At 41.2% G+C, this 20,749-nt stretch carries 18 protein-coding genes; all 18 read right to left on the bottom strand.

Features of this window, described 5'->3' with window-relative positions:
* Nucleotides 1-22 precede the first annotated feature (22 nt).
* On the bottom strand, nucleotides 23-982 hold the full coding sequence (gene pfkA, locus BUQ87_RS06500; protein WP_038266150.1) for a 6-phosphofructokinase: 960 nt from the start codon (nucleotides 980-982) through the stop codon (nucleotides 23-25).
* A 287-nt stretch (nucleotides 983-1,269) separates the two neighbouring features.
* Nucleotides 1,270-4,752: a DNA polymerase III subunit alpha gene (locus BUQ87_RS06495; RefSeq protein ID WP_038266148.1), complete on the bottom strand. Its 3,483-nt coding sequence runs from the start codon at nucleotides 4,750-4,752 to the stop codon at nucleotides 1,270-1,272.
* A 177-nt stretch (nucleotides 4,753-4,929) separates the two neighbouring features.
* Nucleotides 4,930-6,294 carry an alanine/glycine:cation symporter family protein gene (locus BUQ87_RS06490; RefSeq protein WP_038266145.1) on the bottom strand — a complete coding sequence of 455 codons (1,365 nt, stop codon included), beginning with the start codon at nucleotides 6,292-6,294 and terminating at the stop codon, nucleotides 4,930-4,932.
* Between the two features lie 697 nt (nucleotides 6,295-6,991).
* On the bottom strand, nucleotides 6,992-8,362 hold the full coding sequence (locus BUQ87_RS06485; protein WP_456299558.1) for an alanine/glycine:cation symporter family protein: 1,371 nt from the start codon (nucleotides 8,360-8,362) through the stop codon (nucleotides 6,992-6,994).
* Nucleotides 8,363-8,786: 424 nt separating this feature from the next.
* Nucleotides 8,787-9,053 (bottom strand): HPr family phosphocarrier protein, encoded by a 267-nt coding sequence (locus tag BUQ87_RS06480; protein WP_038266140.1) that lies wholly within the window; start codon nucleotides 9,051-9,053, stop codon nucleotides 8,787-8,789.
* A gap of 1 nt (nucleotide 9,054) precedes the next feature.
* Nucleotides 9,055-10,011, bottom strand: coding sequence for a DNA-binding protein WhiA (whiA, locus tag BUQ87_RS06475; RefSeq protein ID WP_038266334.1), 957 nt, complete (start codon nucleotides 10,009-10,011; stop codon nucleotides 9,055-9,057).
* 32 nt (nucleotides 10,012-10,043) lie between these two features.
* Nucleotides 10,044-10,466, bottom strand: coding sequence for an NUDIX hydrolase (locus BUQ87_RS06470; RefSeq protein ID WP_038266138.1), 423 nt, complete (start codon nucleotides 10,464-10,466; stop codon nucleotides 10,044-10,046).
* A 34-nt stretch (nucleotides 10,467-10,500) separates the two neighbouring features.
* Nucleotides 10,501-11,490, bottom strand: a complete 990-nt coding sequence (locus tag BUQ87_RS06465; protein WP_143182417.1) for a gluconeogenesis factor YvcK family protein — start codon at nucleotides 11,488-11,490, stop codon at nucleotides 10,501-10,503.
* Between the two features lie 10 nt (nucleotides 11,491-11,500).
* On the bottom strand, nucleotides 11,501-12,358 hold the full coding sequence (gene rapZ / locus BUQ87_RS06460) for an RNase adapter RapZ (RefSeq protein WP_038266137.1): 858 nt from the start codon (nucleotides 12,356-12,358) through the stop codon (nucleotides 11,501-11,503).
* A 5-nt stretch (nucleotides 12,359-12,363) separates the two neighbouring features.
* Nucleotides 12,364-13,092 carry a PHP domain-containing protein gene (locus tag BUQ87_RS06455; protein ID WP_038266134.1) on the bottom strand — a complete coding sequence of 243 codons (729 nt, stop codon included), beginning with the start codon at nucleotides 13,090-13,092 and terminating at the stop codon, nucleotides 12,364-12,366.
* Between the two features lie 3 nt (nucleotides 13,093-13,095).
* Nucleotides 13,096-14,010: a UDP-N-acetylmuramate dehydrogenase gene (murB, locus tag BUQ87_RS06450; protein WP_038266131.1), complete on the bottom strand. Its 915-nt coding sequence runs from the start codon at nucleotides 14,008-14,010 to the stop codon at nucleotides 13,096-13,098.
* Nucleotides 14,011-14,278: 268 nt separating this feature from the next.
* The gene (locus tag BUQ87_RS06445; RefSeq protein WP_159434279.1) at nucleotides 14,279-14,725 is read right to left on the bottom strand and encodes an MOSC domain-containing protein; all 447 of its coding nucleotides are present in this window, start codon (nucleotides 14,723-14,725) and stop codon (nucleotides 14,279-14,281) included.
* Nucleotides 14,726-14,739: 14 nt separating this feature from the next.
* Nucleotides 14,740-15,219 carry a cyclic pyranopterin monophosphate synthase MoaC gene (moaC, locus tag BUQ87_RS06440; RefSeq protein WP_038266128.1) on the bottom strand — a complete coding sequence of 160 codons (480 nt, stop codon included), beginning with the start codon at nucleotides 15,217-15,219 and terminating at the stop codon, nucleotides 14,740-14,742.
* A gap of 3 nt (nucleotides 15,220-15,222) precedes the next feature.
* The gene (gene moaA / locus BUQ87_RS06435) at nucleotides 15,223-16,206 is read right to left on the bottom strand and encodes a GTP 3',8-cyclase MoaA (RefSeq protein ID WP_330391274.1); all 984 of its coding nucleotides are present in this window, start codon (nucleotides 16,204-16,206) and stop codon (nucleotides 15,223-15,225) included.
* Nucleotides 16,187-18,094, bottom strand: a complete 1,908-nt coding sequence (locus tag BUQ87_RS06430) for a molybdopterin biosynthesis protein (RefSeq protein WP_143182416.1) — start codon at nucleotides 18,092-18,094, stop codon at nucleotides 16,187-16,189. The genes moaA and BUQ87_RS06430 overlap by 20 nt, the downstream gene beginning before the upstream one ends.
* Before the next feature lie 18 nt (nucleotides 18,095-18,112).
* On the bottom strand, nucleotides 18,113-19,339 hold the full coding sequence (locus tag BUQ87_RS06425; RefSeq protein WP_038266123.1) for a molybdopterin molybdotransferase MoeA: 1,227 nt from the start codon (nucleotides 19,337-19,339) through the stop codon (nucleotides 18,113-18,115).
* Entirely contained in the window at nucleotides 19,326-19,970 is a 645-nt protein-coding gene (locus BUQ87_RS06420; protein ID WP_038266121.1) for an ATP-binding cassette domain-containing protein, read from the bottom strand. Before BUQ87_RS06420 ends, BUQ87_RS06425 begins: the two co-directional genes overlap by 14 nt.
* 2 nt (nucleotides 19,971-19,972) lie before the next feature.
* The gene (locus BUQ87_RS06415; RefSeq protein ID WP_077216596.1) at nucleotides 19,973-20,659 is read right to left on the bottom strand and encodes an ABC transporter permease; all 687 of its coding nucleotides are present in this window, start codon (nucleotides 20,657-20,659) and stop codon (nucleotides 19,973-19,975) included.
* Between the last annotated feature and the right edge of the window lie 90 nt (nucleotides 20,660-20,749).

The following is a 20,749-nucleotide window of genomic DNA, read 5'->3' as shown; positions in this document are numbered from 1 at the left end:
AGTTATAATCTTTTACAGCCGCTTAATTTGAAAGTATGTCCGTAAGTTCGTAAAGCCCCTCTGGAAAAGTTTTCTCCATTTCAAGAGCTTCATATATATCCATATCAAATATATTGTTGTCCTTTATCCCTATTACTCTGGATGTTTTATCTTCCATAATCAGCTGTACAGCCTTTGCTCCCATTTTAGACGCAAGCACCCTGTCAAAACCCGTAGGTGAGCCGCCTCTTTGTATGTGGCCGAGGACAGTAGCCCTGCACTCCATTCTAGTCTTTTCACTTATCTGGTCGGCAAGATCTTGGGCCTTTCCAACTCCTTCTGAAAGTATTATAATACTTTGCATCTTTCCCTTGTTTTTGCTTTTCAAAAGATCTTTGCATATTTCATCTATATTCCAGTCTATTTCAGGAATTATGACCTTTTCCGCACCTCCTGCAAGCCCCGAAAAAACAGCTATGTCTCCGCAGTTCCTGCCCATCACCTCTATTATGCTCACTCTTTCGTGCGAAGATGATGTATCCCTGAGCTTGCCTATGGCATCTAAAACCGTGTTCACCGCAGTGTCGAATCCTATGGTGTAGTCTGTATATGCAAGGTCATTATCTATAGTTCCCGGGATTCCTATTGTAGGTATGCCCATATTGCTCAGCTCTCTTGCTCCTCTGAACGTTCCATCTCCGCCTATGACTACGAGTCCGTCGACCCCGAAAATTTTAAGTACTGTAGCCGCCTGATTTCTGCCTTCCACAGTCATAAATTCTTCACTTCTTGCAGATCTGAGTATCGTTCCCCCTCTATGTATTATGTCACATACCGAAAGAAGATTCATTTCTTCAAGATCCCCTTCTATAAGACCCCTGTATCCTCTGTTGACGCCATAAACCTTGCATCCCTTGTGCATTGCATATCTTGCCACGGCTCTTATTGCAGCATTCATACCCGGAGCATCCCCTCCGCTTGTCAAAACAGCTATTGTTTTCATACTCTATGCATCCCTCCTGCTTCCCATGTATTCATATGCTCTACCGGCTTAATTACATATATTGTTTGGTTAAATAAAAAACATTTCTAATCGCAGATTATATTTCATTTTCCTATTTTTGTCATGCGGGCAGTCGTACAAAAATATTTTTTATCAATCGTTATTCAGCATCCAAAATACAATGCTCCAGAATTCCATTGAAAACTTATTTTTTTGATTATCGCAAGAATTTAAAGCTGAAAATGACAATCAAATTCCGACAGTCTTTTTCAGCTTTGTTTTAAAATTTATAATTCTTTTACCCTAATATTCTCTTTTCCTATCACTGTGCCTATCTCTTTTTTTAATTGTTCATTTATTCTAACTTTCACTCCCGATTTCGACTTGAAAAGGCGCTTTTCCTTTTCTCCGTATATGAATACGGGCGACGTACCTTCAAAATTTCTGAGTATCTCGTCTATTTTCCCTATTGTCTCCTTTTCATCTATGCTTTCAAGTTTGATATAAAATCCTCTGCAGTCCATCTTTTTCACCTGCTCGAATTTTTGTGCTATTATCTTTATTCCCTCATCTTCCTTTACCGTAAGCGTTCCCTCGACATACACAATTGAATCTTCATCTATAATATCCATATATTTTTCGTAAACTCTCGGAAAAATTATAACTTCAACAGATGAATACATATCCTCTATTTGCGCAAATGCCATAATACTGTGGTTTTTCGTAGTTTTGACTGTTTTGCCAGCAATCATTCCTCCAAGCCTTACGCTCTTATTGTCCATTCTAAGTGCTTTTTCATGATCCTCGGAAGCTTCATTGATTTCCTCTGTTGTAATACTTGCATTAAGCGCTATCTCTTTTGTGTATTCAGAAAGTGGATGTCCACTCACATAAAGCCCCAGAACTTCTTTTTCCATGAAGAGCCTGTCCCTTTCATTAAACTCTTCAACATCCGGCAGCGTATATTCATCGCCTCTTTTTTTATTTACATTGTTTTGTATCATGTCAAACAGCGATATCTGTCCCGAAAGGTTTTTCTTTCTGTCAGACACTATGCTGTCCAGTATTTTTTCATACCCCGCCATTAGCTGCGCCCTGTTTTCGTGGAGCCCTTCAAAAGCCCCACACTTTATAAGCGATTCAATGACCCTCTTGTTGAGGTCCTTAGAATCCACCCTCTTGCAAAAATCCACAAAGTTTTTGAACTGCCCAGACTTTTCTCTTTCTTCGACTATTGCGTCTATTACCTTTTCTCCTACATTTTTAACTGCCGCAAGCCCAAATCTTATGTTTCCATCTTCAACGGCAAACTTTCTAAAGCTCTTGTTAATGTCAGGCTTTAGCACTTCTATTCCCATCTCACCGCAGTCCCTTATATACTGGACCACTTTATCTGTATTTCCCATTATGCTGGTCATAAGAGCAGCCATGAATTCTACAGGATAATGGGCCTTTAGGTATGCCGTCTGGTATGCAAGCACTCCATATGCGGCAGCATGGGATTTGTTGAATGCATATTTTGCAAAATCTATCATGTCGTTATATATCTTGTCTGCAATATCCTCAGGCACTCCATTTCTGACGCAGCCCTCTATCTCTATATTGCCATTTTCATTTGTCTTTCCATGTATGAAATACTGTCTTTCCTTTTCCATGACGTCCATTTTCTTTTTGCCCATGGCACGCCTCACTATGTCACTTCTTCCATACGAGTACCCTGCAAGATCCCTTACCGTCTGCATTACTTGCTCCTGGTATACAAGACATCCATAAGTGACATTCAGTATTGGCTCCATTTTTTTATGCAGGTATTCAACAGCTTCTGTATTGTTCTTGTTTCTTATATATGTCGGAATCGAATCCATAGGGCCTGGTCTGTAAAGTGAGATTCCGGCAACTATGTCCTCGAAATTATCGGGCTTTAGCTCTTTCATGAACTGCCTCATGCCCTTGCCCTCAAGCTGGAATACACCCATAGTGTTTCCCGAACTGAGAAGCTCATATACCTTCCTGTCATCGTAGCAGCTGTTTTCAAAATCTATTTTATCGCCGCCTGCTACTCTTATGTTTTCTATTGCATCCCTTATTACCGTAAGGGTTCTGAGACCCAGAAAGTCCATTTTCAAAAGACCTAGCTCTTCAAGCGTTGTCATAGGGAACTGCGTGGTCACCGACTGTTCATGCATGTAAAGCGGAACGTAGCTGTCAACCGTATCCTTTGATATAACAACCCCCGCCGCATGTGTCGATGCATGTCTTGGAAGCCCTTCAAGCTCCCTTGAAGTATCCACTATGCTCTTTACCTCTTTCTGGCCTTCATACATTTTTCGAAGCTCCGGATTCACCTCAAGAGCCTTGTCTATGTTCATGCCAATAGCGAAAGGTATTTGCTTTGCTATCTTGTCTACATCCGAATACGCTATGTCCAGGACTCTGCCGACATCCCTTATTGCCGCTTTTGCGCCTAGCGTTCCAAATGTTATGATCTGTGCGACATGGTCCTCTCCATACTTCTGCTTTACATAGTCTATTACTTCCTCACGTCTTTCATAGCAAAAATCTATATCTATATCCGGCATTGAAACCCTTTCTGGATTCAAAAATCTTTCAAATATAAGCCCGTACTTCAGCGGATCTATATCAGTTATCTCCAGCACGTACGAAACCAGAGACCCTGCCGCAGACCCTCTTCCAGGCCCTACCATTATGTCTTTGCCTTTTGCAAATTTGATGAAGTCCCAGACTATGAGGAAATACTCCACATATCCCATTTCCTGAATTACATTTATCTCATATTCAAGCCTTTCCTCGTACTCCTTGTTTCCCTTTCCAACCTTTTTTTCGAGGCCCTTCCTGCAAAGCTCTATAAAGTACTGAGCCTTTGAGTATTCCGGTGGAACGTCAAATTCCGGAAGGTGTATCTGGTTGAAATCGAATTCAAGCTCACACATCTTTGCTATTTTCACGCTGTTTTCAACAGCCCCCGGAAATTTTTTAAATTCAGCGGCCATTTCCTGAGGCGACTTGAGATAAAACTCATTAGTTGGAAATTTCATTCTGTTTTCATCGCTTACTGTTTTACCAGTCTGTATGCAAAGAAGAATGTCGTGATTCTGTGAATCTTCCCTTTTCACATAGTGAACGTCATTTGTAGCCACAAGCGGTATGCCAGTTTCCTTTGACATTCTCAGAAGCGACATGTTCACGTGTTTTTCTTCCTTTATGCCGTGGTCTTGTATCTCAAGGTAAAAATTCCCCTGTCCAAATATTGAATTCAGCCTCTCGGCAACCCTTTTTGCCTTGTAGTAGTTTCCCTTTAATATGAGCTGCTGTATGTCGCCTGCAAGACAGGCACTTGTGCATATGAGTCCTTCACTGTATTTTTCCAGTATTTTAAAATCTATCCGAGGTTTGTAGTAAAAACCTCTCGTATATCCCAGCGACACCAGTTTTATAAGATTTTTATATCCAGTCATGTTTTTCGCCAGCAGTATCAGATGGCCTGGGAATCTGTCATAATGGGGCTCCTTATCATCCATACCCCTTGTTGCATTATAGACTTCACAGCCTATTATGGGCTTTATCCCCTCTTTAATGGCCTTCTTGTAAAAGTCTATCACGCCAAACATACACCCGTGATCTGTTATTGCCAATGAACTCATTCCAAGTTCCTTGGCCCTTTCAATCAACTTGTCTATCCTTGAAAATCCATCCAGAAGGCTGTATTGGGTGTGTACATGAAGATGGACAAATTCTATGTTCTCCTTCAAAAATTTTTCTCCTCTCGTTAGGGATATTATCCCTTAGCTGCAAAAACTCTTCTATATATATATTAACTCATACTATAGAAGCATTCAAATAGTTATTTGCTACAAGCCCAAATAGAGACATATTGAGTAAACAAAAATAAGCCGCCTTTTTAAGGCGGCCTGTAAATTCCAATTTTATTATACTGCTATGTCTTCGCTGTCGTCTACACCGTCAAGATTGTCATCCCAAAGGTATTTTTTAGTTTCAGAAACTATAACTCCACTTAACATAATTAGTGATACAAGGTTCGGAAGTGCCATGAGACCGTTCATAAGGTCTGAAAGATTCCAAACGAAATCAAGAGAGAATATAGCCCCGAAGAATGTCATAATAGCCCAAAGCACTCTGTAAGGCTTAACTATTCCATCTCCAAGAAGATACTGTATAGCTTTTTCACCGTAGTATGACCAGCCAAGTATTGTAGAGAAAACGAATGATATAAGCCCTATTGTAAGAACTAGAGGTCCTATAACCGGTATTGTCGAGAATGCCTGCTTAGTAAGAAGTCCTCCGTCAAGTCCTGACTGCCATGCTCCTGTGTTTGTAAGAACAAGTCCTGTTATCGCACAAACTACAACTGTATCCCAAAATGTTGCTGATCCAGAAACTAGAGCCTGTCTTACAGGGTTTCTTGTTTGAGCTGCCGCTGCAACTATAGGTGCAGAGCCAAGTCCCGACTCGTTTGAGAAAAGTCCTCTTGATACACCAAACCTCAAGGCCATTATCATGGTGGATCCTACGAATCCTCCCGCTGCCGCCTGTCCTGTGAATGCAGATTTAAGTATAAGTGCTATTGAAGCTGGTATTGTCTGATATCCCATTGCGAGTATTATAAGGCATCCTATTACATAAAAAAGAGCCATGAATGGAACTAGTACGTTACATACCTTTGCTATGTTTTCAACTCCACCAAGTATAACCGATGCAACAAGTACTGCGGAAACCGCACCTGTTATCCATACTGGAACGCCGAAAGTATCTTTAACCATAGATGCCATCGAGTTCGCCTGAACCATGTTTCCTATACCGAATGCCGCTATTGCTGTGAATAGTGCAAAGCATACTGCAAGCCATTTTTTGCCCATTCCGTGCTCTATAACGTACATCGGTCCGCCTGCCATTGTACCGTCTTTAGTCTTAACTCTGTACTTAACTGCAAGAAGTCCTTCTGCGTATTTTGTAGATATACCAAGAACTCCTGTAATCCAAGTCCAAAATACCGCTCCTGGTCCTCCTATTGATATTGCCGTTGCAACACCAACTATGTTACCTGTTCCTATTGTAGCCGCAAGTGATGTTGCGAGCGCTGCAAACTGTGAAACGTCTCCCGAAGAAAAATCCTCATCCTTAGTAACGGAAATCTTTATAGCCGTTCCTATGTATCTTTGGATGAATCTAAGTCTGAATGTTAAAAATAGATGGGTTCCAAGTAGCAGTATAAGCAACGGCCAACCCCATAAAAACCCACTGATCTGTCCAACCACGTTGTTCAAAGCTTCCAAAACAATCCCTCCAGTTTTAATATTGTATAATTCCAAACCCGGCAAGCCACTAATTTACGTGTCGTTATTTTTTTGGCAGCAAAATTAATTAAAATTGCATGATTTCTAAAATATATTCATTTTTCTGAATTTTCAGTAAAATGAATATTTCTGCCAGATATTACACATGACACATATTTATTTGTCGCCTTGCCGAAACCCAGTGAAATGAATGTTTCCATCCCCTACAGTTTCTTATTATAACAGGAAAACGCTTTTTTTTCAACCGGAAACTTCATAAATCTTCTGAAAACTTCAAATCCGGTTTCATTTTAGTTAATTTTTGAATAATACCGAAAATTTAGAGATGTGAAAATTGGTGCAAAATTATGCAAGTTTAGTTATTTTTTTAACTACATCGTTTTCAAGCTGTATATATTGCTTTTTACTATTTATATGGGTTTGTTCCCCATTGCGACACCCCCTTTTATTAACAATCCCCTCTATGTTCGTAATTTTTATTCACATATTTTTCAATAAATATTTGCACCCCCTTTCTACTCGATAATCTCCTATGCATTAAATATTTTTTGTGCATGTCCGCACATAAAACAGCCCTTAATATGACATGACTGTCAATTAAGGGCTGTTTTATATTGCTTTATGATCTGCTTCTAAACATTAAAAGAGGCCCCTGCGGGGCCTCTTTCAAAACAGATTATTTGTTTATAACTATCGCTTCTGTCTCGTCTACCGCATCCATGTTGTCGTCCCACAGATACTTTTTAGTCTCAGATACGAGTACTCCACTTAGAGCTAACAGTGATATAAGGTTTGGAAGAGCCATAAGACCGTTCATAAGGTCTGAAAGGTTCCAAACAAGGTCTAGCGAGAATATTGACCCAAGGAATACGAATAGTACCCAAAGAGATCTGTACGCTTTTGTCACTCCTGAACCTAGAAGGTATTCCACAGCTTTTTCACCGTAGTATGACCATCCAAGTATTGTAGAGAAAACGAACGACACAAGTCCTATTGTAAGAACTAGAGGTCCTATAACCGGTATTGTCTCGAATGCCTGCTTAGTTACAAGTCCACCGTTAAGGCCCGACTGCCATGCGCCTGTGTTTGTAAGAACAAGTCCTGTTATCGCACATATTATAACTGTATCCCAGAATGTCGCTGATCCTGAAACTAGAGCCTGTCTTACAGGGTTTCTAGTCTGGGCCGCCGCTGCAACTATTGGTGCAGAACCAAGTCCCGACTCGTTAGAGAAAAGACCCCTTGCAACCCCGAATCTCAATGCCATCATCATTGTGGATCCTACGAATCCACCCATTGCAGCCTGTCCTGTGAAAGCAGACCTGAATATAAGAGATATAGAAGCTGGTATTGTCTCATATCCCATCGCTAGTATTATAAGACATCCTACAACATAAAACAGTGCCATGAATGGAACCAGTACGTTACAAACCTTCGCTATACTCTGAACTCCTCCGAATATAACGGCTGCAACAAGCACTGCTGAGATTGCACCTGTTATCCACACTGGAACTCCGAATGTATCGTTAACCATTGCCGCCATCGAGTTCGCCTGAACCATGTTTCCTATACCAAACGCCGCTATCGATGTAAATAGAGCAAACATTACAGCAAGCCATTTCTTGCCCATTCCGTGCTCTATAACGTACATCGGTCCACCTGCCATTGTACCGTCTTTAGTCCTAACTCTGTACTTAACTGCAAGAAGTCCTTCCGCGTACTTTGTAGATATACCGAATACTCCTGTAAGCCATGTCCAAAGAACCGCTCCAGGTCCTCCTATTGATATTGCCGTCGCAACACCGACTATGTTACCCGTACCTATTGTAGCCGCAAGAGCTGTGGCAAGTGCCGCAAACTGCGAAACGTCTCCTGAAGACATTTCGTCTTTAGTTACAGAAAGCTTTATTGCCTTTCCAATGTACCTTTGGATAAACCTAAGCCTAAATGTTAAGAAAATATGAGTTCCAAGAAGACAGATTATGAGGGGCCAACCCCATAAAAAACCACTAATTTGACCAACGATCGCGTTTAAATTTTCCAAAATAATTCCCCCTTTGTTAAAATAATTTTATCCAAACAACTGCGGTTCAATAAAAATATTATTCGATAAGTTCATCCACGAATGCAGTTGCTTAGAATTAAATATGAAAGTGTTTTCTGAAAATTCCGAAAAGTCCTTCTCAGGAAATCCTTTTCATGTAATAATTATACCAAGTTTTGTTTGGTTTTACAATTCAAAAGTTTCAAAAAAACTCAAATGTTCTGAATTTTCATTTCATTTTGAATCTTTTCGAATTCAAATTGACTACAGATCCCTTTTTAAAACTTTTCGAAACTAACCTTTCAAATAATATTTACCCAGCAACTATTCATTCTAACAAAATTTTCAAATAAACTTGTAGCATATATGTATTCTTACAATTACATTTATTCTGCAATTAAAAAAATCCTCTTTACTATAGAGGATTTTACATATCCAGGAACCTTTCATGTATCAGTCTTTCAATCGCTTCTATAGCCTGATTTTCATCCGGTCCGTCCGCTATTATTTTTATATTTTCTCCCTGCCCTATTCCCAGAGACATCACACCCATTATAGACTTTCCGTCAACCCGCTTATTTCCCTTTTGTATATATATATCCGAAAGAAATTTATTGGTGCACTGCACAAAAAGCGCCGCAGGCCTTGCATGCAAACCGACTTCATTATTTACCACATATTCTCTTTCCAGCAATCTATTCCCCTCCTTCTCCTCTTAGCTTCTCCGCTATCTTGTCTATTTTTCTCAGCCTATGGTTGACCCCTGATTTTCCTATTGGTATGGAAAGCATCTGGCCCAGCTCCTTAAGGCTCAAGTTTTGATTTTTAAGCCTCAGCACTGCTATTTCCTTAAGGTTTTGAGGCAGATAGTCAATTCCAGCTTTATTTATTATGAACTTTATGTTTTCAATCTGTCTTATTGAGGCATCTATAGTCTTGCTTAGATTTGCAGTTTCGCAGTTTACTATCCTGTTTACATCGTTTCTCATCTGCTTTACTATCCTTGTGTTTTCGAGACTCAAAAGAGCCTTGTGTGCACCCATTATATTTAGTATATCGGAAATATTCTCGCTTTCCTTTATATAAACCACATAGTTGTTTTTTCTCATCACTATTTTCGAGTTTAGTCCATATGAGTTTATAAGCTGAACAAAATCTTCAGCAAATCTCATGTTGTTGTTTACAAATTCCATATGGTATGTCTTTTCAGGATCAGATATTGAACCCGAGCCTAAAAACGCCCCTCTTATATAGGCCCTCTTCGCACTTTCTCCATCTAGAATTTCAAAAGGAACCCTATCTGATATATAAAAGCTATCTTCTTCTCTTTTGAGAATCTTCACCTTTTCAAGTATGTCATTCGCTCCAAGGGCATGAGTTATAGTCATGACATAGCTGTTGTTCTTTTTCAAATTGTTGCTTTTTTGTACTGTTATGACCGTGTTAATGCCAAAATTATTTTTTAATATTTTAAATATCTTTCTTGCTATTGCCGCATTTTCTGTGGTAATCTTGAAATTCAATTTTTTAAACCCGGCAAGCTGTATTGTTCCACTCATCCTTATAAGAGCCGCAAGCTCTGAAAGAACTTCTTCCCTGCTCTCTGGGAATATCCTTGCCAATTCATTTTTTGTCTGTGTCGAAAACGACATATACATCACCTTTATCAAGTTTATCAAATATTTTACTTCATGTCTCCCTTTTTCAGTTCTTCAAGGGCCACTTTTATTATTTCCTTTTCATCGTCATACTTCGCCAGCTCCAATACCCTGTCCACATGGACAAATCTGGCATCTATAAACCCTTCTTCCTTTTGCGGAATCGTGTTCATATTTTTGGCTTTCATCAAGTACCAATAAACTGTCTTGTGCACTATTTTTGTATCGTCCCAGTTTTTTTTGAACGTATAGTGTATTTCACCAAGATACTTTATTATGTCCGCTTTTACTCCGGCCTCTTCTTTCACTTCTCTAAGAGCCGCATCGTCTTTTTCTTCACCGTATTCTATTTTTCCTTTCGGAAGTACCCAGTCGCCATTATATTTTTTCAAAAGCAATATGGCGTTCCCAAATACTACCACTCCTCCTGAGCTGCATTCCTTTTTCACGTTTTATTTCACTCCTTGGAATAGTCCTTTTACTTTAAGCTTTCCTTGGATAATCTGCAAGTCCTGTTATTTTTTCTGCAAGTTTATAGGCGTCATGCCTTATATACCCATTTTTAATTTCAACAAAATCATCTAGTATTACCCCTATGCCTTTTCTTTTGAGCTCCGCTATCTGTTTTATATCTATTTTAACCTGTATCGCACCGTCATTTCCATACTCTTTTAAAATATTTTGAGGAATTTGGCCGTCATTCACTATCACATAATCAAAAATACGTTTTCCCGAATGCTTTTCCAAAGCCGCTACATGTTCTATAACGTCAAACCCGTCAGTTTCTCCCGGCTGAGTCATTATATTGCATACATACACCTTTCGTGCATCAGAACTTTCTATGGCCTCTTTTACGCCCTGTATTAATATGTTTGGTATAATGCTAGTGTACAGGCTTCCAGGTCCTATAACTATAATATCCGCTTTCTCTATGGCTTTCAACACTTCTTCAAGAGGAGGTGCGCCTGGAGGCTCCAAATCTATTCTTTCTATCGGGCTGCCTCGCTTTATACTTTCGACCGGTATGGCAGATTCACCGCATATCCTGTCTCCATTTTGAAGGACTGCACATATGTCTATATGGCTGCACGATACAGGCAGCACTCTTCCCTTCACTGCAAGTATTTGGGATATTTGGGATACAGCTTTTTCAAAACTTCCATATACGTCGTTCATGGCCGCTATGAAAAGATTTCCAAAGCTCTGCCCCTTCAAATCGCCTTCCTTAAACCTGTACTGCATGACTTTTTCCATTTCTGGCTCTATGTCTGCAAGAGCTATTATGCAGTTTCTTATATCTCCCGGAGGCAGCATGTGCATATCCCGTCTTAATTTTCCAGATCCCCCTCCATCATCAGTAACTGCAACCACTGCAGTTATGTCATCCGAAAAATTTTTAAGGCCTCTGAGGAATATAGACTGTCCCGTACCGCCACCTATGACAAGCACATTTACATCTTTTAACAGCTGCATACGACACCTCCTATTTGAGCTTTGAATCTCTGTGTTTTTTTATAGTTCTGTAACCCTTGTCTTTCAGATAATCATATACTTTGTTTGCAAAAGTAACCGATCTGTGCCTTCCTCCTGTGCATCCTATTGCTATAACCAGATGATTTTTGCCCTCCTTCATGTAGTTTGGAATCAGAAAATCCAAAAATCCCTTGAGCCTTTTTTCAAACTCAACGCTTGTCTGAGAGTTCATGACATAATCCTGAACAGCCATATCATCCCCTGTCTTGTCCTTTAGAGTTTCTATATAGTATGGATTAGGAAGGAATCTCACGTCAAATACCAGATCTGCATCAAGAGGTATTCCGTGTTTGAATCCAAAAGATGTCACCGATATTACAAGGTTTGGTATTTCAGCCTCGCCAAAGTATATGTCCCTTATCTCGCTTCTGAGGTCATTTGGCTTCATATTGGTTGTGTCTATTATTACATTAGACCTGACCTTGAGGTCCTTTAGCATTTCTCTTTCCCTTTTTATTCCTTCAAGTATGTTTGTGTCAAATGCAAGAGGATGGTTTCTCCTTGTCATTTTGTACCTTTTAAGCAGAATCTCATCGCCACAGTCCAAAAATAATATTTCATAGTCATATCCCATGGTTTTAAGCTGGTCTATGCTTTCGTAAAAATCGTCAAAAAACTGTCTGCCCCTTATGTCTATTCCAAATACTATTTTATCCATATCAGTTTTTGAGTCTATGCAAAGCTGCGCAAATTTCACAAGAAGTGCGGGCGGTATATTATCTACACAGTAAAACCCACTGTCTTCAAGACCATTCATAGCTTCACTTTTTCCTGCTCCTGAAAGTCCTGTTATTATTATAAACTTCAAGTCATTCATCTCCTTGCATTTATTATTTGCTCTATCTGCAGTCCTGCTTTTTGGACCCTTGCTAGTGCGTCATCAAAATCGCCTACATTTTCGGGACTGTGCGCATCTGAGCCTATTGCAAATTTAACACCGGTATCCTTCACCATCATTATTTCTTCATATGTGAGGTGTCCATGGCTTGAGTTTATCTCAAGAGCAGTATTTGTTTCTTCAGCAGACTTTGCCACCATTTCAAAATCTATAGGACCCTTCGCCCCCGGATGAGTGATTATGAATATGTCGTTTTTTTTCATGGCGTTTATTACGGCCCTTGTGTTATACTCCATAGCCAAAGAATGGAGGGGCTTTATATAGTTGCACATGTGGTTCAGGCTTCCCTTGAGTATCTTCGTAGGCGTAGAGCCAAAATGATATCCCGCCATGACATAGTCCACAGTTGAAATTATCTTTTCATCAACATCTATGTTGCCATCATCATCGAGTATATTAGCCTCAACTCCAAGGAGTATTTCTATTTCATCATACCTTTCATTGAGCATGTCAATTTCTCTTCTCATCTTCTCAAAATCCCTGTATTTGACTCCAAAGCCCATGTGCTTGTACCCGTGGTCTGATATCCCTATTTTTGAAAGCCCTTTTTTTATGGCGGCCTTTACATTATCCTCTATGCTTCCCTTTCCATGGCTGTATACCGTATGGGTATGGTAGTCTGCAAATATATTTAGCCTTTCCACTGCCTATTCCTCTCCTATTATTCTGACTTCTTCCTCTAAAAGCACGCCAAACTGGTCATATACTCTGCTTTTGACCTCTCCTATGAGGCTTAGTATGTCCTTGGCGCTGGCGCCACCTTCATTGACTATGAATCCCGAGTGTTTCTCGGACACCCTCGCTCCTCCTATTGAAAATCCCTTGAGATTTGCATCCTGTATGAGCTTTCCTGCAAAATGCCCGTCAGGCCTTTTGAATGTGCTTCCAGCACTAGGAAGGCTTAGGGGCTGCTTTGACGTTCTCATTTTGGTATAGTCGTCTATTATGGACTTTATATCATCTTTCACTCCGCTTTCAAATTCCATTATGGCTCTTGTCACTATGAGGTCCTTTTTCTGGACTATGCTCTTTCTATATCCAAAATCCATTTCATCCTCATGGTATTCAATTTCATTCCCCTGCATGTCCAGCGCGTATACTTTTTTCACAACATCCTTCATCTCTCCGCCATAGGCTCCTGCATTCATGGCAATTGCCCCACCGAGAGTTCCTGGTATTCCCGATGCAAATTCAAAACCGCAAAGCGAATGATTCAATATCATAGATGAAAGCTTAGAAAGGAGTATTCCCGCTCCTGCTTCAACTCTGTTTCCATTTATTCCAACGCATTCAAATCCTTTTGAAATCTTTATTACAACGCCCCTTATCCCCTTGTCCCTTACCAGAAGGTTCGAACCATTGCCCATCAAATATGGCTTTATTCCCTGCTTATCTAAAAACTTCAAAACAGCTTTAAGGCTCTGTTCATCTTTTATATTTACAAGTACATCTGCAGGTCCTCCGACCCTAAAACTTGTATGCATTTTCATAAGCTCTTTTTCAAGCACATTTTCAATCCCAGCGATTTCCCTTAAACTGCTCATAATATAAGTTTCAATCATAAATGCCCTCCATAACAAACATAAAAATCCACATGGATAAACCAAGTCCATATCATGGCCTGAATACAAACTAAAAGATAGCCAAGCACGGCTATCTTCAAGGCCTTTAATTCGGCTATTAAATTTCAATTATTTTATATACTCATTATACCTTAACTGGACAAAAACATCGAGTATTCACAAAGTATATTCATATATAGTCTGCTTGAATCAACTCCATGACTTTTTTGTTAAATTATACCACAAATTCATATATAATATTTCAATTTCATATTTGTTTTTTCAACATTTTTATAGATGAGCCCTTCTTAACTCCGCCGCCACTCACCACTTTTGCAAATGCGCATTTTGTTGCCATGGGACATGCAATTGCATGTTTTCGCAAAGGACATTTTTCATGACAGTTCTTGCCCAGCTTTGTTATCTCAATGCAAGCGTCTCCGATTTCCATGAGGTCCCCTGTTTGGAGCTTTTCGTACTCGATTCCCCAAGTGTTTATGTTTTCAACAAATTTTTCAGTGCAAAATCCACGTACCCCGTATTTTTCATATGCGCTGCCTCTGAAATCGTCACTCTCACCTTGAAATAGGGCAACCTGGAACTTTGTGTCTGCCTCATGGATGTCTTCAGCTACTCCATTTTCCACATCAAGTGTTATAGACTCCACATCCTTGAATTTTTTTTTGTTCTTCCCCGAGAAATTAAGTTTTTTCACAAATGCTCTTTCCATCACAGGTTTTCTCCACGCCTTACAAATTCTCCGGATTTGCCCCCGCTCTTTCTTACAAGCATTATCTCCCCTATGACCATCTCTTTGTCTACAGCCTTGCACATGTCGTATATCGTAAGGGCGGCTATCGACACGGCTGTCATGGCCTCCATTTCTATGCCAGTCTTTCCGCAGGTCCTTGCCGTAGCTCTTATCTTTACTTCATATTCAAGTATTTCAAAGTCCATATCCACTCCGCTTATGAATATGTTGTGGCACATTGGTATTAGCTCCGATGTCTTTTTAGCCCCCATTATGCCCCCTACCTGGGCGACCGAAATCACATCGCCCTTTTTCATTCCGCCGCTTCTTATCATGTCGGCCGTTTCCCTTTTCATACGGACACTGCCAATTGCAACGGCAAGTCTGTTTGTATCCTTCTTTTCTCCCACGTCCACCATTTTTGCTCTTCCGCTGCTGTTGAAATGAGTGAATTGCATAATTTACCCCCCTATTTGCACCATATTTCTCTTTATTATGTCCCCGTCTTCCAGATGGTGTGATTTTGGTTTTTTAGAAAGTTCATTAACTACTATTTCCTTTATGTCCTCGCCCCGCCTGAATGGATTTATTATGTCTATTTCATAGTCAGAATGTAGGCAGAGCTTTAATTTCCCGTCGCTCGTAAGCCTTATTCTGTTGCAGTCGTCGCAGAATTTACATGAAATCGGATTGATAAGACCCACCTTGCCCTTTGCACCTTCAAGCCTGTAGTACTCTGCCGGCGAAGACTTGTCAGAAGGATTGCATTTTTTCAGACCCGGGAATTTCTCCAAAACAGCTCTGTTAGATATAAAATTCTTAGAAGACCATCCCGCAGCTTGTCCTATTGGCATAAGCTCTATAAACCTTACGTCAATTTCTTCTTCCATTGTCATACGGACAAAGTCCTCTATCTCATCATCATTGAATCCGCCTATAAGCACCGTGTTTATCTTTATTGGAGACAAACCTGCCCTTTTAGCCTGCTCTATGCCGTCTAAAACTTGCAAAAGGTCTCCCCCCCTTGTAATCTGACTGTATTTTCGCGCATCCAGAGTGTCAAGGCTTATATTCACCCTTTTAAGCCCTGCTTCTCTAAGTTTCTTTGCATATTTTCTAAGCAGAATGCCATTTGTAGTCATGGCTATGTCCTTTACATTGGCATTTTGAGCGATCTCGCTTATCAATCTTGTAATTCCTTTTTTTACAAGTGGCTCTCCTCCAGTTATTCTTATCTTGTCTATACCAATTCCTGCAAGTATTCTTGAAATCTGGGCCATCTCCTCAATACTCATAATCTTCTCATGAGAAAGCTTAGATACTCCTTCCTTTGGCATACAGTATTTGCACCTCAAATTGCAAAGGTCTGTAACTGAAATTCTGAGGTAGTTTATCTTCCTGCCGCATCCATCCGTTAAGGTATTGTTACTCTCCAATCTGCTCACCAACCCTTATTATAGATCCCGAGTCTTCTATCTTGTATCCGCCAAGACTTTGGAGCCTGTCTTCAAATTCCTGCGACTTGAGTATGCGGATGAACTCCCGCACCCTGCTGTCATTAACGGCCTCTTGCTCTGCCAGAAAATCATAGTGTTCATATCCTATGGGTATGAATTCAAGCCCAAGAGCATGGGCCGCTGAACATATTCCTATCCCGGCATCTGCAGAGCCTGATTTCACAGCTATTGCAACCGCCATATGGGTTGTCATCTCCCTTGTATAGCCGGATATGTCCTCAGCACTTATCCCTTCCTTATTGAGGTTGTAATCCAAAAGCACTCTTGTTCCGGCCCCCCTTTGCCTGTTTACAAACACTATGTCATCCCTTGAAAGGTCCTTAAAGCTTTTGACCCCCTTTGGGTTTCCCTTTTTGACCATGAAGCCCTGGAGTCTTTTGACCCCTCTTATCAATACCTTGCCGCCGTCTGGAAAGAACCTCTTTACGTATGATACGTTGTACTCTCCGCTTTCCTCGTCAAGCAGATGTATAGGCGCTATGTGGCATTCTCCTCTTTTCATCGCCATAATGCCTCCCATACTGCCCACGTGTCCGGACGACATGCTCATAATATCCGATATCTCATCCATTATGACGTCGTGGCTTCCTATGGAAACCAGCGTGTTTTTGATTTCACAAATGGGCTTTAAGAGCCTTATGCTTACCTTTTCTCCTGCTTCAACCCCTTCGCTGTTTCTAGGTATTTCAAGCATCCCGTCCGCCTTCACAAGGCTCATTGTAACGCCTGCGCCTCTTGTAAGAGGCGTTGCTATGAATCTTTCACCGACATATCCAAGGTTGACCCTCACAATCTCCTTGTGCTTTAGGGAGGATGGTATCCTCTTTGAAACGTTGGCGTCTATGAATTCATATTCGGTCTCATTGCTCCCTGTCATCCAGTGTATAATCGGACTTACAAACCTTTCAAACGCTATGAATGCCGATACCGGATACCCAGGAAGGCCTATGACCGGTTTTCCTCCTATAATTCCAAGTATTGTTGGTTTTCCGGGTTTTAAAGCAACCCCGTGCACAACCACTTCTCCAAGCTCATCTATTATTGCTGCAGTATAGTCTTTAGTTCCCGCCGATGATCCTGCATTTATTATGAGCATGTCGTTTTCCCTTACACCCTGCTCGATTTTATGTCTGAGTGCCTCGTATTCGTCGCTGCACGGCGGGTACCTCCTTGCAGCCGCTCCAAGTTCCTCTGCCCTGCCCTTGAATATGCTCGAATTCGACTCTATGATTTTCCCCTCTTCAAGCTTTGAAAAGTCCTCTATGAGCTCCGATCCGGTGGGTATTATTCCTATGCTGGGCCTCTTATACGACTTTACAGTTCCTACTGCGCCCGAAAGCATTGCACCTATGTCCACAGGTCTTATTTTGTGCCTTGACGGTACTATCATCTCTCCTTTTACTATGTCTTCTCCAATAGGCCTCACATGCTGCCATGGATGCGAAGGAGCTATTATCGTCACACTTCCCTTACTCTCATTCACCACGTCTTCAATCATTATGACGCTGTCATAGGGCTCTTTTATGGAATTCCCTGTATTTACGTATTCAAAGTCCTCGCCTTCCTCGAGAACCTTAGGGCTCGTATCAGTAGCACCTTTTGTATTCTTTGACACCACCGCTATCCCATCCATTGCAGATGCATTATAGCATGGCGAAGACTCATTTGCATAAACCGGCTCCCATGTTATCATTCCAAGGGCGTCATACGTACTTATCTCTTGCATTGACGCTTTCACATTGGGAATTAGCTTTTCCATGTAAATCTGCATTGCTTTTGAATCATCCATATTCGATATATATATGTTTCTCTTCACAAGGCATCCCCCCAAGTTCTATATCCTGTACACTCTTACCGTTTCTCCCTTTTCTACACCTTCAGTGTTTTTGTCCATTACTATATATCCCCCTGCTCTCGAGAGCAGGCTTATCATGCCTGACTTTCCAAACTGTGGCTCGGCAATGGTTCGGCCTTCATATTGGCCTATTTTAACCATCTGATAAGTCCTCTTGCCAGGAGACGAGTGCACATTCGCATCCATTTTAGCCTGGACAAACTCTTCATTTCGAATCTCGCCCGTCAATCTTCTTGCAAACTCCTCTACAATTGATTTGAATACAAATATGGACGACACCGGGTGCCCCGGAAGTCCAATCACGGCTTTACCGCTTGCCTTTCCTACAATTGTCGGCTTTCCGGGCTTTATGGATATTCCGTGTACGAAAACGCCTTCGCCTCCAAAGGAATTGATTACATCGCTTGTGAAATCCCGGCTTCCCACGGAGCTTCCCCCTGACATCAGTATTATGTCGGCGCTGTCTATCCCCTTTGAAACTTCCTCTTTTAAAAGCTCAAAGTCATCTTTCACTATTGACCTGCCTCTTACCTCTCCTCCCATTTTTTTTATAAGGGCCTCAAGGGCGTATCCGTTTATGTCCCTGACCTTTCCGTACTCCATATCTTCGTCGAGGTCTATCACCTCGTCCCCTGTCGATATTATATAAAAGTCCAGTTTTTTAAGCACATTCACACTGCTCACTCCAAGAGCTGCAAGCACTCCTATGTGGGCGGGTTCCATTCGGGTCCCCTTTTTGAGTATTACCTCCGCGGACTTTATGTCATCTCCCCTTCTCATAACGTTTTCAAGATGCGACGTCGGCCTGTGAACAGCTATGGTCTTTTCGTCGAGCTTTTCCACGTATTCGATCATTATTACGCAGTCGGCTCCCTGCGGAAGCATGCCTCCTGTTGGAACATATACAGCATCGCCGCTTTTGACCTCCCCGTCTGCCGCTTCTCCCATATTCACGCTGCCCTTCATGTCTAAAAACGAAGGTATGGATTCGCTCGCCCCGTGGCTGTCTTCGCTTTTTATGGCATACCCGTCTACTGTGGACCTGTCAAAGCCAGGAACGTCCTCGGCAGAAACTATATCCTGCGAAAGTATCCTTCCAAGAGATTCCCTTATATGGCAGGTTTCCGATTCAACCCTCATATCCGAAAACTTTTCATTCATCATGCAAAGCGCCTCTTCTATAGATACAACTTTAAAAAAATCCATTTGATTCACCAACCCTCCCATTTTGAAGAAATACCAACTCATCACACATTCTTTCTGCCTGCTCTTTGCTGTGGGTTATGATAATAACGGTGGCTCCCGTTTCCCTGTTATAGTCGACTATGGCCTTTTCCATAACCCTTACAAATTCCGGATCTATGCTGGCAGTCGGTTCGTCGAGAAGCAACAGCGAAGGCTTAAATACAAGGGCCCTTGCAAGCGCCACCTTCTGGGTTTCTCCGCCCGAGAGCTTATGTGCTTTTTTATCCCTCAAGTTTTCTATTTCAAGACTTTTTATGGTCCTGTCCACCCTGCTTTTTATATCACTGCCGTCAAGTCCCCGGATCCTTAGAGGGTACGCTATGTTTTCATACACACTTCTTTTAAAAAGGCCTCCCTTTTGAAATACGAGAGTCACTTTTCTTCTCACCTGTTCTATACTCTTCTCACCATATCTCACATATCCCTCGTATTTGTCGTCCAACCCCGCCATTATGTTTAAAAGAGTAGTTTTCCCCGCCCCGTTTGATCCCATTATACCGCTTATCCTTCCCGACTTGAATGTGAAATTGTCTATGTCCAGTATTTGGTCTTTTCCGTAAAATTTCTTGATTTTTCTTACATTTACATCCATGTCTATTCCCCCTGATAGGCATATGTTATGGCGTTTATGACAAATGATATAATCAGGAGCACTATACCGAGCGCTATGGCCATTGGATAATCACCCATGGAATTGAGCATAGCTATTGACGTTGTTATCACCCTTGTATGGCCCTTTATGTTGCCTCCCACTATCATCACTGCCCCTACTTCCGATATGGCCCTTGAAAAAGTTGTGACAACATTTATGAAAATATCCATTTTGAGCTCTCTTATCACCAAAGCTACAGTCTGAAGCCTGTTTGCTCCAAGAGTTTTTCCCACTCTGGCTATTTCATTCCCCCTGTTTTTGGAAAGCGAATATGTCAGGCCCATGCAAAGAGGTGATACCAGTATGGACTGGGCTATTATCATGGCAACAGGCGTATACAGCAGCTGAAACTGTCCCAGCGGCCCCTTTCTGGAGAGCGCTATTGCTACAACTAGACCTACTATCACCGAAGGTACGCTCATTAGCGCGTAGAGAGTCCTTGAAAATATCCCTTTCATCCTGAAATTCGCTATGCCGGCCGTCACTCCAATGGGCACCGTTATTGCCGCTGCTATTATCGTTGCAGTGGTTGATACAAACACAGAAAGCATTATTATTTCATATACCTGTATATCGAATGACACCAGGAGTTCTATAGCCTTTTTTATCCCGTCTATTATATAGTCCATTTGTTTCTCCCGATAATTATTTGTATGGATAAAACTAAAGGCGAAAATATACAAGTATCACTTTAATATTTTCGCCTGAGTCTCATGATT

The organism is Peptoclostridium litorale DSM 5388 (assembly GCF_900141635.1).
Lineage (GTDB): Bacteria > Bacillota > Clostridia > Peptostreptococcales > Peptostreptococcaceae > Peptoclostridium > Peptoclostridium litorale.
The sequence above is the reverse complement of the archived record's forward strand: the minus strand, read 5'-3'. Positions and strand labels throughout refer to the sequence as shown.

What these genes read in the sequence shown, in the direction of transcription:
- pfkA (WP_038266150.1), bottom strand. Translation starts at nt 982, where the DNA reads ATGAAAACAATAGCTGTTTTGACAAGCGGAGGGGATGCTCCGGGTATG.
- whiA (WP_038266334.1), bottom strand. Translation starts at nt 10,011, where the DNA reads ATGTCGTTTTCGACACAGACAAAAAATGAATTGGCAAGGATATTCCCA.
- BUQ87_RS06465 (WP_143182417.1), bottom strand. Translation starts at nt 11,490, where the DNA reads ATGCAGCTGTTAAAAGATGTAAATGTGCTTGTCATAGGTGGCGGTACG.
- murB (WP_038266131.1), bottom strand. Translation starts at nt 14,010, where the DNA reads ATGATTGAAACTTATATTATGAGCAGTTTAAGGGAAATCGCTGGGATT.
- moaC (WP_038266128.1), bottom strand. Translation starts at nt 15,219, where the DNA reads ATGCAATTCACTCATTTCAACAGCAGCGGAAGAGCAAAAATGGTGGAC.
- BUQ87_RS06425 (WP_038266123.1), bottom strand. Translation starts at nt 19,339, where the DNA reads ATGGATTTTTTTAAAGTTGTATCTATAGAAGAGGCGCTTTGCATGATG.
- BUQ87_RS06420 (WP_038266121.1), bottom strand. Translation starts at nt 19,970, where the DNA reads ATGGATGTAAATGTAAGAAAAATCAAGAAATTTTACGGAAAAGACCAA.
- BUQ87_RS06415 (WP_077216596.1), bottom strand. Translation starts at nt 20,659, where the DNA reads ATGGACTATATAATAGACGGGATAAAAAAGGCTATAGAACTCCTGGTG.